The following is a 16,777-nucleotide window of genomic DNA, read 5'->3' on the forward strand; positions in this document are numbered from 1 at the left end:
CTCCTTTTTCTTATTATATTTATGTAATGGGGTAGGAATTCTCCGTTCACCCTATTACCAAAATTATTTTTTTGAAGTTGTTTCTGCAACCCCAACCTTGTATTCCTTAGCCAATTGTTCAGACACCTTTGCTGCAAAGGTAGGAGTCATTTCTGTTAGTATTTCACCTGCAGTGTCCTTTTTGAGATTTTTCATAATATCAATTATCAGTGTCATTTTACTGCTGCCCATCTGTTCCATTATGGCAGCTACTGCTGAGGCATCCATTTGTTCATATATTGAACAGTATTTTTTTACATCTGCACTGATCTTTTCTTCTTGTAAAATGCTTGTATATAGTTCTTCAGCCTTTTGTGGGTTAACCTTCTTAAAATAGTTCTTATATTCGGTTGTGTCACCTTTAGAAATAACCTCTGACAGTTTATCGTAATCCTTTTGAAGACTGTCCTTTTCGGTTTGTAATTTATTTTTTTCAGTCTCTAGAGCCTTCATCTGTTGCTGAAGCAATGAGGTATTACTATCCTTTGCAGTTACCTGATTTTTAGTATTATCTAACTGCTTTGTTAAATCTTCAACCTGCTTTTCCAATTCTTCTTTTTGAGCTTTAATCTCATTATACTTGCTTCTTACCTGCTCCTCAGTCATATTCTTCTCGTCCTCGGGGTCAGGTTTCTCCGGCAAAGCCCAATTTAGCACAGGTATTCCCCGTATACTGTCTCCCATACTGTCTGCAACACCATTTACATTAAATTTGACAGCGATAAACAGTGCTCCTCCAATAATTAAAACAACTAGCAGTAAAGCTGTTATTATCGATATTATATAAAAAAGAGTGCTAGTAGTCTTTTTCTCTGGTATTTTTGACACATCTGTCGTTTTTAAAAGTGTCTCTACTTTTTCATCTTGTTCTGTAATATTAATATTTTCCGGCATTTTCTTCTCCTGAACCATCCTTGAACTTAAAACTGTTAAGCTCGTCAATTATTAGTTGTTCTGCTTTCGCCTGTTCTTTCAAGAACTCGCCATATTTCTTTTCTCTAAGTTTATCCAGTATTTTTCTTTCCTGTACTGCTTTGACCAGACTCTCTCTTTTTATATCGACTTGATTCTGGGCAATGTTTACGTTTTCTTTTTGTTGGGTTATTCTTTGTTTCAAAAAGTTCAAATAATTATTATATTCTTTTATTTGACTTATGGAAACTCCTTCCTCTACCTTTGAATTAAGTTCATTAATAGAAGATTCTCTGGTCATTTTCAAACTGTTAAGAAATCCTTTTTGCTTCTCTAACTCTCTTGAAGCTAAGGCCAGGTTATTTTTAGCATTGTCCTCCATTTGGATTTTAAGATTCCGTACTGATTCAAGTCTAAATTCGAACTTTTGCAATCAATCCCAGCCTCCTTTACTACTTCAGTAAACTAAGCACTTGTGAGTGTATATCCTCAAAAGTTACCTTTTCATCAGTTTCCTGCTGAAGAAATGAAGTTATATCATCAATGCTCTCAATTGCATAGTCTATCCTCTCATTACTTCCTTTTACATATGCGCCTATATTAATTAAGTCCTCTGCATCTCTATAAACAGCCATTATTTTCTTTATTTCATTGGCACATTTTTTATGCTCTTTATCAATAATATCACTCATAACCCTGCTGACACTTGCAAGAACATCAATGGCAGGGTAGTGATTTTTGTTTGCCATTGCTCTTGACAGAACTATATGTCCATCAAGGATTCCTCTGGCAGTATCTGTGACAGGTTCTGTAAGGTCATCACCATCTACCAGTACAGTGTACAATCCTGTTATAGAGCCTTTCTCAGATGTACCAGCTCTCTCAAGTAACTTAGGGAATACAGAGAAAACAGATGGTGTATATCCCCTTGACACAGGAGGCTCCCCTATTGAAAGTCCCACTTCTCTTTGTGCCATTGCATATCTTGTTAATGAATCCATTAAAAGTAGTACATCCTTACCGCAATCTCTGAAGTATTCAGCAATTGCAGTGGCAACCATGGCTCCTTTAAGCCTTATTAGTGCAGGCTGATCTGAAGTCGCAACTACTACTACTGATCTTGCAAGACCTTCCTCTGTTAAATCTCTTTCCAAAAACTCCCTAACTTCTCTACCACGTTCTCCTATTAGGGCAATAACATTTATATCAGCCTTTGTATTTCTTGCAACCATACCCATCAAGGTACTCTTACCAACACCACTTCCGGCAAAAATACCAACTCTCTGCCCTTTACCTATTGTTAAAAGTCCATCAATAGCTCTTACTCCCAAAGGCAAAGGCTCTGAAATTCTTTTTCTTGTTAAAGGGTTTGGAGGCTTATTATCGGTTTTATAAAAATGTTTGGATTGCAAGCTTCCCTTATCGTCTATGGGGTTTCCCAGACCATCCAAGACTCTACCTATTAACTCAGGTCCCACTGCAACCTTCAATGTATCACCATTGGCTGAAACAGTACTTCCAGGCCCTATACCCACCATTTCACCCAAGGGCATAAGCAAAACCTTTTCATCCCTAAATCCTACGACCTCTGCTTTGAGTTTATTGCCACCAGGAATATTTATATTACATAGATTCCCTATACTCACCTGCGGGCCATCCGATTCAATAGTTAGTCCTACAACCTTTGAAACTTTACCAATATAATCTATATATTCTTTTGACTTTAATGCTTCACTGTATTTTTTTAGGTTAACGCCTGACATTTGACCTCCTATAAAGAAAGCTGCAACGCACCTTAATTTGTTGATTCATTTAATATGTCTTTAAAGTCATTTTCTATTTTTTCCAATTTCGTATCTACACTGGCATCTATGCTACCGAAGGAAGTCTCAATGATACAGCCCCCTTCTTTTAATGAAAGGTCTTTTTTAATTTCTATTTCTTCAGATCTTTCAAGCATTGATTCCAATTCATCTTTATTCTCATTAACAAAATCAAAATCATGCTCGCTTAATTTAAGAATTGCCTTTCTATCTTTTGAACACTTTTCAAAAGCATCCTTAACCAAGAGCAATATATTCTGCTTACATTCCAGTTCTTTGCTAATTACTTTTTTTGCAATATCAAGAATTGTATTTACCGAATCCTCTTCTAGAGAATCTAAAATCTTCTTATAATCAATACCAGCTTGGGTCTTAATATCTTGTGCTTCCTTAATAAGTGCTTCATATTCCTGTTTGGCTTGAGCCAATCCCGTCTCATATCCCTCTGCCCTTGCTTCTTCAGAAACCTGCTGTTTAAGATTTTCTACATCCACAGATGCATTTTTTATAATATCCTTAGCTTCAAGCAAGGCTTCCTTTATTATCATATCTGCTTCTGCTTTGGCCTTATTAATAATTTCTTCGCCCAATGCTTTATAATCTACTTGTTCCTGCTCTTCTTCTTCATCCTGCTCCAAATCTGCTTTAGGTCCTATATTCTTTACGGGAGGCTGATATGTTACAGGAAATTTAATTTGAAACGGAACCCCAACATTTACTTGATTGTTTTTATATATCTTATTAGACAATTATTTCGTCGCCTCCTCCTCTTGAAATAACTATCTCGCCTGCATCCTCAAGCTTTCTAATAATATTAACAATCTTCTGCTGTGCTTCTTCAACATCTTTGAGCCTTACAGGTCCCATAAATTCCAAATCTTCTCTAATCATTTCGCTTAGACGTTTTGACATATTAGCAAATATAAGCTTCTGTACATCATCTGTTGCACCCTTAAGAGCAACTGCCAACTGGTTATTATCAACTTCTCTGAGGAATCTCTGAATTGATCTTCCGTCAAGAGTAAGAATATCTTCAAATACGAACATACGTCTCTTAATTTCTTCTGCAAGATCGGTATCTTCGATTTCCAATGTTTCCATAATGAATTTTTCTGTTCCTCTATCAACAGTGTTAAGGATATCAACAATAGATTGAACACCACCGGCAGCAGTATAATCCTCTGTAACCAAAGAAGAAAGCTTTTTTTCAAGAATTCTTTCAACTTCTTTTATTATGTCAGGAGATGTTCTGTCCATAGTAGCTACTCTACGCGCAACATCTGCTTGTTTGTCCTGTGGAAGGGCTGATAGTACTACAGAAGCCTGATGTGGTTTTAAATATGCCAATATCAATGCTATTGTCTGAGGATGTTCCCCCTGAATAAAGTTAAGCAACTGTGACGGATCAGTTTTTCTTACAAAATCAAAAGGCCTAACCTGTAATGATACTGTAAGTTTATTTATTATGTCTACAGCCTTTTGAGAGCCTAAAGCCTTCTCAAGTATATCTTTTGCATATCCGATACCACCTTCGGCAATATACTCCTGTGCAAGACATATTTGATAGAACTCCTCAAGGACTCTTTCCTTTTCATCAGGAGTTACAGCCCTAATGTTGGCAATTTCCAAAGTTAACTGCTCTATCTCATCCTCTTTTAAATGCTTGAATATTTCAGCTGACTTCTCAGGGCCAAGGGAAATCAGCAGCATCGCAGCTTTTTCCCTACCACTGTATTCTGTCTTTGCACTTGCTTTAGTCAAGCTTTTCACCCCACATATACATTTTTCTATTCATAATCATCTGTTAACCAATTCCGTAATAACTGTGCAACAGCATCCGGCTTTTGTTTAACAAACTTATCAATCTGCTTTTTAACCTCCGACCTTTCCTCCGTATCAATTTCCGGGACAGGATCAGGTCTAATATCATTGTATGCGAATTTTGAAGGAGTCATTGCAGTATCGTCATCAACTGCCAAAACAGGCTCCAGTTTCTCTTTTGATTTTTTTGGCAAAGCAATTATTACAAAAGCTATAACCATCAATACCAATAATGCAAGTAAACCATAATTGGAAATAAGATTCTTTAATGTATCTGCAGTAGAAGGTGTTTCTACTACTGGCGTTTGAATCTTCAGCTTAGATACCGCAATGTTTTCCACTGGAATACCTGTTGCCATACTAGCCAGATTCTTTACTTGAGTAATCATTTCGTCATTAAGCTTTGAATCATCAGGAACTCTGTTACCATATAATAAAGTAATGGCAGCAGAAGACCTTTCTGGAATAAGTTCACCTAAAGACTTTTCACTTTGTTTATTTGTTTCATTGTATTGGAAATTCTCAGTTACATCTGATTTGTTATAGGATTTAGAATCGTCGGAACCCGCCGGATAAGATGGCGTTGTGCCGGGGTTTGAATTTACACCGGGTGTTCCTCCGGTATCCCCGTTTTTTAAATTTTCCTTTGTCTCTTGTCTACTAACAATAGCACCTGAGTCTGCACCATTAGGATTTGAAAATTCCTTTGAGGTCTGAGTCAAGGTATCAAAATCAAGAACCGGATTTACAACTACTTTTGCTGTATCGAAACTATCTAGTTGATCAACCAATACTTCTCTTAAATTCTTTTCAAGGTCATTTTTGTACTTCTTTTTCATGTCATATTGAGTAGAGGTTTTATCTATCCCACTATCACTATCTGTATTAAGTACATTTCCTTTATTGTCTACAACAGTTACATTTTTAGGGTCTAACCCTTCAACACTACTTGCAACTATTTTTACTATACTTTCAGCCTGCTTGGCACTTATTTCATCTTTAGGAGTAATAACAACTGATGCCTTTGCATCCTTACTATTGCTATCATCAATTAAAAGAGTCTTTTCAGGTCTTACAATAGTTACATCTGCATCTTCAATATTTTGAAAAAGTTTTAACTGTCTGGCTATATCTGATTCATCAAGTTGCTGCCAGATGTGTTTTTTATCACTTTCAGTTGTATTTATCTTTATACTGCTGAGAGCATCAGCGAAAGTAAGTCCATTTTTAGGATATCCCGCAGAAACTAATTCAAAATGTGCTTCATCACTGTCTTTTTCGTTTACAATAATCCCCGATTTATCATCAGTAAGCTTGTAGGAAATTCCTTTCTCCGACAAGATTTTCTGCATCGAAGCTACATCTTCAGGACTGGCATCACGGATAACTGTAGTATAAGTAGGCCTTGTAATTAAAAATAGTCCTATCCCAACAGAGACTACCACAATGCCTGTTATAACAAAAATACGTGTTTTTTGAGATTTATCTAATCCCTTCCAGAAGTCAAGAAGCGGCTTAAGCAATCGAGTTATAATTTCTGGCAAAACTACCACCTCATCATTAATTTATTTCATCATTAGTTTTCATTTACAGAAACCTAAAAATAAATTTACATAATACTGCAAAATTAACATAAATTTCTGATTATATCTGCATCCTCATTATTTCAGAATATGCATCTAAAATCTTGTTTCTTATTTGCATGGTAAACTGCAGAGCGACATTAGCTTTTTCTCCAGCAATTAAAACTTCGGGAATATTATCCGTTTTGCCTAAAGCAAAATCTTCTTGTAATTTATTAGATTGATTTTCTAGATCTGACACCTTTGTAAGTGCTGATTTCAAGTAATCTCCAAAACTTACCTCAGGTGTATTTTTATCGTCATTAATTCCTTTAAGACTATAATTATCAGGTATTAATCGTTGTACTTCCCCAATCTTGTCTACTGCCATACCTTAACCCCCCTGATTTACAACTACAACCATAGAATTTAAACTAAAGTGTTTCGGTTATCTATTTATCTATATATCTATAATTATTTACCAATCTCCAACGCTTTCAACGCCATAGATTTAGTAGCATTTATCGAAGTAACATTAGCTTCATAGGATCTTGTTGCTGAAATCATATTAACCATTTCGGTAACAATATCTACATTTGGCATGTTAACATATCCATCTGCATCAGCATCAGGATGCCCTGGATCGTATACCTTTTTGAACTCCGTAGGATCTTCCACAATACTGCTGACCCTAACTCCATTACCACCATTTAGTTTGTTTGATGCGTTCTCTAAAACTTGAGAAAATGAATTTGAATCAGAACGTTCTTCAAATACTACTTCTCTCCTTCTATACGGAGTACCTTCAGCAGTTCTTGTAGTATTTGCATTTGCAATATTCTGAGAAATGGTATCCATTCGTACTCTTTGTGCAGTAAGCCCTGAAGCACTTATATCCAATGCACTAAAAATACCCATAATCAGCGTCTCCCCTCTGAAATTACGTTTTTAATCTTGCTAAAATTATTATTAATCATTTGGATCAGCGAATTATATTGAATGGTATTCTTGGCTAGATAAGCCATTTCACTGTCTATATCTACGTTGTTTCCATCAATACGCATGCTGGTATCTGAATTGTCCTGAGTAATTTCGGGCTTAATCTTATCAATATTCTTTGATTTTATAGGTATATGCCTTTCATCAGTTGTAATCCCTTCAAGCCTTTTGCTGTCAAGAGATTCATTCAGGTACTCCTCAAAAGTAACATCCTTTCTCTTATAATTCGGAGTGTCTACATTAGCCAAGTTTTGAGATATAACCTCGTTTCTGGCCCATGAGGCATTTATAGATTTTTCAAGTAGATTGTTCTTTGCGTATAATTTTTCTATCATAATAACCCCGCTCCCAACTCATAGCATATAACCAATACTTTTTTATTAGCTAAATTCTAGCATATAAAATTTAAAAATACAATAAATAAAGCTTATTATTATAGCATATTAGGACTAATTCCCCAGATTATAATGTACTTAAAGTTCTACTTTTTTGACAAAATTAACAGAATTTTTTGCAATTTCCATATTACGTTTTTTCTTATCTCTTATAGAAACAATTATATCATCTATTCCATTAAATATTCCAAAATTAACATTCATCGGTTGGAAATTTTTTACACTAACATCAGAAATATAATTACTTAATGCTCCAATTGCAGTATTGGCCGGAAATATAATTCTTTCTTTTCCCAAACACTGTGCAGCTGCATTTATTCCTGCTACAAATCCTGATGAAGTTGATTCTATATATCCTTCAACTCCGGTTATTTGCCCTGCAAAGTACAAATTTTCATTACTCTTTAATCTATATGTGTTATCAAGAAGCTTAGGAGAGTTGATATAGGTATTTCTATGCATTACTCCATATCTGACAAACTCTGCATTTTCCAGTCCTGGTATCAGTCTGAAGACCCTTTTCTGCTCAGGCCATTTTAAATGAGTTTGAAAACCAACTATATTGTACAGAGTTGCATTTTTATTGTCCTGTCTAAGCTGTACTACAGCGTAGGGCTTTATATTGGTTCTTTCATCAATTAGCCCTACCGGTTTCAGAGGCCCGAACCTCATAGTATCTTTTCCCCTATGCGCCATACTTTCTATAGGCATACAGCCTTCAAAAACCATATTCTTCTCAAAGTCTTTTACTTCAGCTGCTTCAGCATTTACTAGGGCGTCATAAAAGATTTCATACTCTTCCCGGGTCATTGGGCAATTTATATAATCTTCAGAGCCCTTTCCGTACCTTGCAGCTTTAAATGCCTTGTCCATGTTTATAGAATCATAAGTAACTATAGGTGCTGCCGCGTCAAAAAAGTGAAGATAGTCTTCACCAGTAATACCTTTTATATAATTAAACATTGGTTCTGATGTAAGAGGCCCTGTTGCAATGATAGTTATATTTTCATCAGGTACTGTATCCATTTCTCTATTAACTATTTCAATATTACTATTCTTCTTTATTTCCTCAGTTATATATTGTGAAAATCCTTCTCTATCTACAGCAAGTGCTCCTCCAGCAGGTACTCTGGTCTCGTCAGCAGCTTTCATTATCAAAGAATCCATAATCCTAAGTTCCTCTTTCAATAAGCCCACTGCATTTTCCATTTGGTCAGACCGAAGTGAGTTACTGCACACCAGCTCTGCAAAATTATCAGAATGGTGAGCAGGAGTAGTTTTATCCGGCTTCATCTCATAAAGAGTTACATTAATACCCCTTTTGGCTATCTGATACGCCGCCTCACATCCTGCAAGTCCTGCTCCTATTACATTTACTTTCTTACACATCTAAAGTCTCCTTTGATTTATGTCAATAAATAAAATTAACCGAAAGCAGACTTTTATTACCTTCGGTTAACTAACATTAACTATAATAAGTATAATTACTTTTATGCAAATATACAATGTGAAAATTGTTCTATTTCAATTTATTTTCCAGTTTGTGTTGATGTTTCCATATTGCTTACACACTTTTCGTTGCTGCATTTAAGAACCTTCTTTTTACCGGAAGACTTTTGCAGCATAAATGCTCCGCAAGAAGGACATGTTTCCTTATTCGGACTAGGCATATCCCAACTCATAAATGAACACTCCGGATTTCTCTCACAACCAATATACTTTTTACCTTTTTTAGTCTTCTTGATGAGTACTTTTCCTTTGCAAAGAGGACACTCCACTCCAGCTTCTTCTACAATAGGTTTTGTATTTCTTCATTCTGGAAATCCCGGACAAGCAAGGAACTTGCCAAACCTTCCATGCTTAACAACCATATACCTTCCACACTTATCACATTGTACATCCGATACCTCTACAGGTAATTCAACATCTCCTATTGATTCTTCAGCCTTTTTAAGTACTCCTGCAAATGAAGAATAAAACTCCCTCATTACGGCCTTCCATTCTTTATTACCATCCTCAACATCATCTAGTTCGCTTTCCATCTGAGCAGTAAATTCTGTATCAACAATGTTCTCAAAATGTTTTTTCATTATGTCATTTACAATTTTTCCTAGTTCTGTTGGTACCAATAACTTCTTCTCTTTCAAAACATAACCACGGGATAATATAGTTGTGATTGTTGGGGCATAAGTACTAGGTCTTCCTATCCCTTTTTCTTCTAAGGCTCTTACAAGGGTGGCTTCGGTATACCTAGCGGGAGGTTGTGTAAAATGCTGTTTTGGAGTATTCTTTTTTAATTCAAGAATATCTCCTTCGTTCAACTGAGGTAGGTTATTTTCCTTTCCATCCTGCTCCTCATCATCTTCCTTACCCTCTGTATCATTTCCTTCAATGTACAATACCATAAAGCCCGGGAATTTTACTTTTGAGCCATTTGCTTTAAAGGTATATTTCCCTGCACTAATATCAGCTGATACAGTATCATATATGGCAGATGACATCTGACTTGATATAAATCTGTCCCATATAAGCTTGTAGAGCTTGTATTGTTCTGCACTAAGAAATTCTTTTATTACTTCAGGTGCCATATCCATATATGTCGGACGTATTGCTTCATGGGCATCCTGAGAAGCTGATTTGTTTTTATATATCTTTGGATTTTCAGGGATATAATCCTGTCCATACTTTGTTTTAATATACTCTCTTGCCTCATTCTGTGCGTCTGCTGATATCCTTGTTGAGTCTGTTCTCATGTAGGTTATTAAACCCACAGAACCACGTCCCTTTATTTCAATACCTTCATATAGCTGCTGAGCAACCATCATGGTTCTCTTGGTTGTAAATCCAAGTTTTCTGGAAGCTTCCTGCTGTAAAGTACTGGTAATAAAAGGTGCTGCAGCTGCCCTTTTCTTTTCCTGTTCTTTAACTTTTCGAACAATATATTCGCTTTTATTTATTTCATCTAAAATAGAATTAACTTGTTCCTCATTTGCTAATTCAATTTTTTCCTTGCCAATACCATAGAATCTTGCTTCAAAATTGGGGCTTGCTTTTGGTTTCGCAAGCTTCGCTGTTATTGACCAATATTCCTGTGATTCAAAATTTTCTATTTCCTCTTCCCTGTCGCAAATCATTTTTGTAGCTACAGATTGTACTCTTCCTGCACTCAAGCCTTTTTTTACTTTTTTCCAAAGCAGAGGACTTATCTTATAGCCCACTATTCTGTCCAGCACTCTTCTTGCCTGCTGTGCATCAACAAGGCCCATATCTATTGTCCTTGGCTGCTTTATAGCATTCTTTACGGCATTTTGTGTTATTTCATTAAAAGAAACTCTACACTTCTGTTGTTCATCAATATTTAATATTTTGGCCAAGTGCCAGGATATCGCCTCACCTTCACGGTCAGGGTCAGTTGCAAGAAACACTTTTTTAGCTGCCTTGGCTTCTTTTTTCAATTTTGATATTACGTCTCCCTTGCCTCTTATAGTGATATACTTTGGCTCAAAATCATTATCAATATCAACACCCATCTGACTTTTTGGTAAATCCCTAACATGTCCGACAGAAGCCTCTACCTTATATCCCTTACCTAAAAATTTACTTATTGATTTAACTTTTCCGGGAGACTCCACAATAACCAGGTTATCAGCCATTTTATTCCTCCGTGTCGAATATCCATTTTCTGTATATTGTATTATTAAACAACTACTAATTTAAACTGGTTTTTTCAATCTGTCAACCTCACAATAGTAATTCTACATTAAATACTCAAAATTATTCCTCTTTTTTATGTATCAGATTATATTATAACCTCAAATATTTTACCGGGGTTTTGACTAATTATCCCTTTCATTTCAAGCATAAATAGTATATTGTTTGCATCTTTTGCAGAAATATTACTTGTTTCAATAATTTCATCTATATTATGTACTCCATTTAAAATTATCTTTAAAATTTTTATTTCATCGGTTGTCAGTCCCTTAAATAAATTTAGATATTTTTTACTGGTTTTACTTAAGGTATCTTCATGGAAAAATGTAAAATTCTGTACCCCGCTATATTCAAATTCTTCCAGAATATCAGAGGCATTCAATACCAGTTTGGCTCCTTCTTTAATTAATTGGTTTGTGCCCATACTGTAGGCACAGTCGATATTTCCCGGAACTGCAAAGACTTCTTTCCCCTGCTCCAAGGCAAACCCTGCTGTAATTAGAGAACCACTTCTTTTTGCTGCCTCAATGACAAGGACTCCGCCTGAAATTCCGCTTATTATTCTGTTTCGCGCAGGAAAGTTATGTTGCAGCGGAGGCATTCCCGGAGGGTACTCAGATATCACTAATCCTTTGGAGGCTATTATATCATTAAAAAGTCCTATATTTTCCTGAGGATAAATAATATCCAGCCCAGAACCAAGAACTGCTATGGTTCTTCCTCCTGCGTCCAGACAACCTTTATGAGCAATGCTGTCAATTCCTCTTGCTAGACCACTTACTATTGTTACACCTCTCATTGAAAGGTCATATGACAACCTACCGGCGGTTTTCGTACCATATACGGTAGGCCTTCTTGAACCAACTACTGCAATAGAAAAACTGTCAGATTCAAGTTTTCCCTTATAATATAAAGCTATAGGCGGATCATATATATTTTTTAGTTTTTGAGGATAAACTTCTTCAAAAATATTTACCATTTTTATATTAGTTCTCATCATCACTTCATATATTGCACCAACTCTATGCCTTTTGTCTGAATTCAAAAGCTCTTTTATATTTTTCTCAGTTAATCCTTTTGTATTTTTAAGGTCATTTTCTGAAAGACCATATATAATTTCGGGGCTTTTATATTTTTCCAATAAGCTAAATGCTTTTTTTGAACTTAATCCTTCCAAGGATGATAACCAAATCCAATACTCAATATCTCTCATAAAATCTCCTTATAGTTTTATTCTGTCCATACTGCGATATTGTATAGCTTCGGCAATATGTTCAGAATTTATTTTCTCACTTGCATCCATATCTGCAATAGTTCTTGCTACTTTTAAAATTCTGTCATAAGTACGAGCACTCAGCCCAAGTCTTTCAAATGCCATCTTAAGAAGGCTTGTCGTACTTCTATCAAGTTCACAGTATTTTCTGATTAGTGCTGGCGTTAATTCAGAATTTGAATATATTCCTTGCCCCTTATATCTGTCATTCTGAATCCTCCTTGCCCGATTTACTCTTTCACGTATAACGGCAGATGTTTCTTCCTTGACTTCATTATTTAACTCATCGTATCTGACAGGATGTATTTCTGCGTGTATATCAATCCTATCCAGCAACGGCTGACTTAGTTTGCCAAGGTATTGTTGAACCATTTTGGGTGTGCAACTGCATTTATTTGACTGTTCCAGATAATAACCGCATTTACATGGGTTAGCTGCACAAATAAGAGTTGTTCTTGCAGGGTATGTTATACTTCCGTTGACTCTAGATATGGTTATCTCTCCATCCTCTAAAGGTTGCCTAAGCACCTCGATAGCATCTTTTTCAAATTCGGGAAACTCGTCCAAAAAGAGAACTCCATAGTGGGCAAGGCTAACCTCTCCCGGTTTGCACTGTTTCCCACCTCCTACAAGACTTACAGCTGATATAGTGTGATGGGGATTTCTAAAAGGTCTGTGGGTAACTAAAGAAGCATTTCTAGGCAAAAGACCTGAAATACTGTGTATTTTTGTTATTTGAACTGCTTCATCGAATGTCATATCAGGCAGTATTGATGGCAGCCTTTTTGCCAGCATAGTTTTTCCGCTGCCAGGGGAACCTATCATAAGCATATTATGGGAACCACATGCGGCTACCTCCATTGCCCTCTTTAGACTTGCTTGTCCCTTTACATCACTAAAATCCAAGCTGTCTTTTGTATTATGCATAAATATACTATCCACATCTATAAGATAGGATGGGATAATTTTATCACCATTGAGATGTTTTATAATGTCATCAAGATTTTTTACAGGTAAGATGTTTACACTTTTGAACACTGCTGCTTCATCGGAATTTGATTCAGGTACAATTACATTCTTTATGTCATTTGCAGCTGCACAGCAAACCATTGAAATGATTCCATCCACTGGTTTTATACTTCCATCCAGAGATAGTTCTCCTAAAAACATGTATGACGTTAAATCGGTATTTTTTATTATACCCGACGCTACAAGTATTCCTATTGCAATGGAAACGTCATACATTGCTCCTCCCTTCCTCAGACTTGCAGGAGCCAAATTTATTGTTATCCTCCTTACGGGAAAATCTATCCCGCTATTCTTAATAGCGGCTCTGACTCTTTCCCTGGATTCTCTTACAGCCATATCGCCAAGTCCTACTACGTCAAAACTGGGTATACCATTGCTTATATCCGTTTCAACGTCAACAATACAGCCGTCAATACCCAAAAGGGCACAGCTTTTTACTTTTGAGACCATATAAAAGATCCTCTCATTATAATTTTTTTGAAATTTAGATGTAAATCAAATTTGAATATAACTTTAAGAAATTTAAAAAGACAAAATACTAAAAATTACAAGAAATGATATCATTCTATCAAATAAATTTTAACATAAAACTATAATAAAGTCAAAAAAACCCATCCATCAAAAATGAATGGGTTGTATTTTTATACAATCTATTCCTTATTTTAATCTCTAAGGAGTTTTCTAAGCTCGTCCATAAAAGTATTTATATCCTTGAATTGCCTATAAACAGACGCAAATCTCACATAAGCAACTTCATCCATAGTTTTAAGCTTTGCCATAACCATTTCACCTATATCTTCTGTAGTTACTTCTCTTTGAAGTGAGTTATGCAGTTGTGATTCAATGCTTTCTACCATTTTCTCCAAATCATTTATAGAGACGGGCCTTTTCTCACATGCTCTCAAGAGTCCATTCATCAGTTTATCTCTATCAAAAGGCTGTCTTGACTTATCCTTTTTAATTACCATCAAAGGTAGACTTTCAACCTTTTCATATGTAGTAAATCTTCTATTACATTTTGTACATTCACGTCTTCTTCTGATAGCAGAGCCTTCATCTGTGGGTCTGGAATCAATAACCTTATCTTCTATAAAACCGCAAAATGGACACTTCATTTGTTTATATCCTCCTGTTGTAAAAGCAAGTGTTTTTATGCTTATTCCATTTTACCTTATTTGATAATATTTGTATACATACAGTAACTATCATTCTAAAAACTTTCTTACAATATTTTCATTGGTTTCAACAAGTATTATTTCGTCACCAACCTTAATTACATTTTCCCATGGAATTATGTATTCATTGTCCTTTCCAAACATACCAAACATGCCAAACCATTTACCCGGTATAGGTACTACTATCCCCTCTATTCTTCCGTCATTGAGGTTTATTTCCACATCTGAAACCATTCCCAGACGTGTACCATCAGAAACGTTTATAACTTCCTTATCCTTCAAACTACTTGCTCTTCTCATGTATTGACCTCCGCAATTTTAAAAAAATTAGGACATATATTAATAATTATATGTCCTAATTTTTTTGATATGAAATATTTAACTCTTCATATTTATTAAATGTATTTTTTCATATGCATTAATGCAGTCTTTTCAAGTCTTGATACCTGTGCCTGCGAAATTCCAATTTCATCTGCAACTTCCATTTGAGTTCTTCCTTCAAAAAACCTGAGATTAAGAATCAGTTTTTCCCTGTCATTTAGTTTTCGCATGGCTTCTTTCAAGGAAATTGTTTCAAGCCAGTTCTCGTCAATATTTTTGTCATCACTGACCTGATCCATTACATAAATAGCATCTCCTCCGTCATGGTAAACAGACTCAAATAACGATATGGGGTCTTGAATCGCATCCAATGCAAAAACAATATCCTCTTTGGGAAGTTGAAGTTCCTGAGCCAGTTCTGCGATTGTAGGCTCTTTTGAATTTTTTGTAGTTAGTCTCTCCTTTGCCTGTAATGCTTTATATGCAATATCTCGCAAAGAACGGCTAACTCTTATGGAGTTATTATCTCTTAGATATCTTCTGATTTCACCGATTATCATTGGGACTGCATAAGTTGAAAACTTTACATTTTGACTTACATCAAAATTATCTATAGCTTTTATTAAACCTATACAACCTACCTGAAACAAATCATCTACGTATTCTCCTCTATTATTAAATCTCTGAATAACGCTCAAAACAAGCCTGAGATTTCCTTTTATAAACTCATCTCTAGCAGAATTATCACCATTATGCATTCTTTCAAACAATACTTTTTTCTGTTCATTTGTAAGAACAGGAAGTTTAGATGTATTAACACCACATATTTCAACTTTATTGATAAGCATATAAAAAACCTCCAGAGCAATAATAACTGTGCAATATCATTATTGCCATGAAGGTCTATTTTATACTGAATCAGCATTCAAAATATTTTTCTTGAAACCCTTGACAATCTTGCTTTTGCGGGCTCAACGGCTTCTCTCTAGGTCATCCTGCTAATCTCTTTTTTCAGTCTGCTGATAATTCTTTTTTCAAGTCTCGAAATATATGATTGTGATATCCCCAACATATCCGCTACTTCTTTTTGGGTTTTTTCAACACCGTTTGAAAGACCAAATCGGAGTTCCATGATTTTCTTTTCCCTTACTGATAATTTTTTCATAGCTGCAGCAAGAAGCTCCTTATCAACCTCATCCTCAATACTTCTATGAATCATATCATTATCAGTTCCAAGTATATCCGACAGTAATAGTTCATTACCATCCCAATCAATATTTAAAGGTTCGTCAATAGATATTTCTGCCTTAACCCTGTTATTTCTTCTCAAATACATGAGTATTTCATTTTCAATACATCTTGAAGCATATGTTGCAAGCTTAATGTTTTTTGAAGGATTGAAGGTATTTATAGCCTTTATCAAACCTATAGTACCTATGGAAATCAAATCTTCTACTCCTACGCCCGTGTTTTCAAATTTTCTTGCAATATAAACAACTAGCCTGAGATTTCTCTCAATTAAAATACTTTTAACGCCATAATCACTTTGCTCAAGTTTATTAAGGAGGTATGTCTCCTCGTCTAAGGTAAGAGGAGGCGGTAAGGCCTCACTGCCTCCTATGTAATGTATTGGAAATACGCTCCCAATCTTAAATTTCCTTAATAGCGTTTCGTACTTAATTAGTAAGTACATCTTACACCTGGATACTAAATTCAT

General features: G+C 35.4%; 16 protein-coding genes and 1 pseudogene. All 17 read right to left on the bottom strand.

Annotation, left to right across the window (positions count from 1 at the left end; genetic code table 11):
* Positions 1 to 63 precede the first annotated feature (63 nt).
* The 17 genes and pseudogenes from K412_RS0101005 to sigE all read right to left on the bottom strand — a co-directional run bounded on the left by K412_RS0101005 (position 64) and on the right by sigE (position 16,777).
* A complete protein-coding gene (locus tag K412_RS0101005) occupies positions 64 to 933 on the bottom strand; it encodes a MotE family protein (RefSeq protein ID WP_024831375.1) in 870 nt (289 codons plus the stop codon).
* A complete protein-coding gene (gene fliJ / locus K412_RS0101010) occupies positions 917 to 1,384 on the bottom strand; it encodes a flagellar export protein FliJ (protein ID WP_024831376.1) in 468 nt (155 codons plus the stop codon). Before fliJ ends, K412_RS0101005 begins: the two co-directional genes overlap by 17 nt.
* 19 nt (positions 1,385 to 1,403) lie before the next feature.
* A complete protein-coding gene (gene fliI, locus K412_RS0101015; protein ID WP_024831377.1) occupies positions 1,404 to 2,714 on the bottom strand; it encodes a flagellar protein export ATPase FliI in 1,311 nt (436 codons plus the stop codon).
* A gap of 32 nt (positions 2,715 to 2,746) precedes the next feature.
* Positions 2,747 to 3,523, bottom strand: a complete 777-nt coding sequence (locus K412_RS0101020) for a FliH/SctL family protein (RefSeq protein WP_024831378.1) — start codon at positions 3,521 to 3,523, stop codon at positions 2,747 to 2,749.
* Entirely contained in the window at positions 3,516 to 4,544 is a 1,029-nt protein-coding gene (gene fliG, locus K412_RS0101025; RefSeq protein WP_024831379.1) for a flagellar motor switch protein FliG, read from the bottom strand. The genes K412_RS0101020 and fliG overlap by 8 nt, the downstream gene beginning before the upstream one ends.
* Before the next feature lie 17 nt (positions 4,545 to 4,561).
* Complete coding sequence (fliF, locus tag K412_RS0101030) at positions 4,562 to 6,139, bottom strand: flagellar basal-body MS-ring/collar protein FliF (protein WP_024831380.1); 1,578 nt, start codon at positions 6,137 to 6,139, stop codon at positions 4,562 to 4,564.
* Between the two features lie 100 nt (positions 6,140 to 6,239).
* Complete coding sequence (fliE, locus tag K412_RS0101035; RefSeq protein ID WP_024831381.1) at positions 6,240 to 6,548, bottom strand: flagellar hook-basal body complex protein FliE; 309 nt, start codon at positions 6,546 to 6,548, stop codon at positions 6,240 to 6,242.
* 83 nt (positions 6,549 to 6,631) lie between these two features.
* Positions 6,632 to 7,075: a flagellar basal body rod protein FlgC gene (gene flgC, locus K412_RS0101040; RefSeq protein ID WP_024831382.1), complete on the bottom strand. Its 444-nt coding sequence runs from the start codon at positions 7,073 to 7,075 to the stop codon at positions 6,632 to 6,634.
* A gap of 2 nt (positions 7,076 to 7,077) precedes the next feature.
* Complete coding sequence (gene flgB / locus K412_RS0101045) at positions 7,078 to 7,491, bottom strand: flagellar basal body rod protein FlgB (RefSeq protein ID WP_024831383.1); 414 nt, start codon at positions 7,489 to 7,491, stop codon at positions 7,078 to 7,080.
* Positions 7,492 to 7,629: 138 nt separating this feature from the next.
* A complete protein-coding gene (gene trmFO, locus K412_RS0101050) occupies positions 7,630 to 8,940 on the bottom strand; it encodes a methylenetetrahydrofolate--tRNA-(uracil(54)-C(5))-methyltransferase (FADH(2)-oxidizing) TrmFO (RefSeq protein ID WP_024831384.1) in 1,311 nt (436 codons plus the stop codon).
* A 140-nt stretch (positions 8,941 to 9,080) separates the two neighbouring features.
* Positions 9,081 to 11,204, bottom strand: a pseudogene (topA, locus tag K412_RS20255) (type I DNA topoisomerase).
* A gap of 146 nt (positions 11,205 to 11,350) precedes the next feature.
* Positions 11,351 to 12,475 carry a DNA-processing protein DprA gene (gene dprA, locus K412_RS0101060; RefSeq protein ID WP_024831385.1) on the bottom strand — a complete coding sequence of 375 codons (1,125 nt, stop codon included), beginning with the start codon at positions 12,473 to 12,475 and terminating at the stop codon, positions 11,351 to 11,353.
* Between the two features lie 9 nt (positions 12,476 to 12,484).
* Positions 12,485 to 14,014 carry a YifB family Mg chelatase-like AAA ATPase gene (locus K412_RS0101065; RefSeq protein ID WP_024831386.1) on the bottom strand — a complete coding sequence of 510 codons (1,530 nt, stop codon included), beginning with the start codon at positions 14,012 to 14,014 and terminating at the stop codon, positions 12,485 to 12,487.
* 212 nt (positions 14,015 to 14,226) lie between these two features.
* A complete protein-coding gene (nrdR, locus tag K412_RS0101070; protein WP_024831387.1) occupies positions 14,227 to 14,679 on the bottom strand; it encodes a transcriptional regulator NrdR in 453 nt (150 codons plus the stop codon).
* 90 nt (positions 14,680 to 14,769) lie between these two features.
* Complete coding sequence (locus tag K412_RS0101075; protein WP_024831388.1) at positions 14,770 to 15,039, bottom strand: YlmC/YmxH family sporulation protein; 270 nt, start codon at positions 15,037 to 15,039, stop codon at positions 14,770 to 14,772.
* Between the two features lie 95 nt (positions 15,040 to 15,134).
* On the bottom strand, positions 15,135 to 15,908 hold the full coding sequence (gene sigG / locus K412_RS0101080; RefSeq protein WP_024831389.1) for an RNA polymerase sporulation sigma factor SigG: 774 nt from the start codon (positions 15,906 to 15,908) through the stop codon (positions 15,135 to 15,137).
* Between the two features lie 137 nt (positions 15,909 to 16,045).
* A complete protein-coding gene (sigE, locus tag K412_RS0101085) occupies positions 16,046 to 16,777 on the bottom strand; it encodes an RNA polymerase sporulation sigma factor SigE (protein WP_024831390.1) in 732 nt (243 codons plus the stop codon).

It is taken from the genome of Ruminiclostridium josui JCM 17888 (genome assembly GCF_000526495.1).
Lineage (GTDB): Bacteria > Bacillota > Clostridia > Acetivibrionales > DSM-1351 > Ruminiclostridium > Ruminiclostridium josui.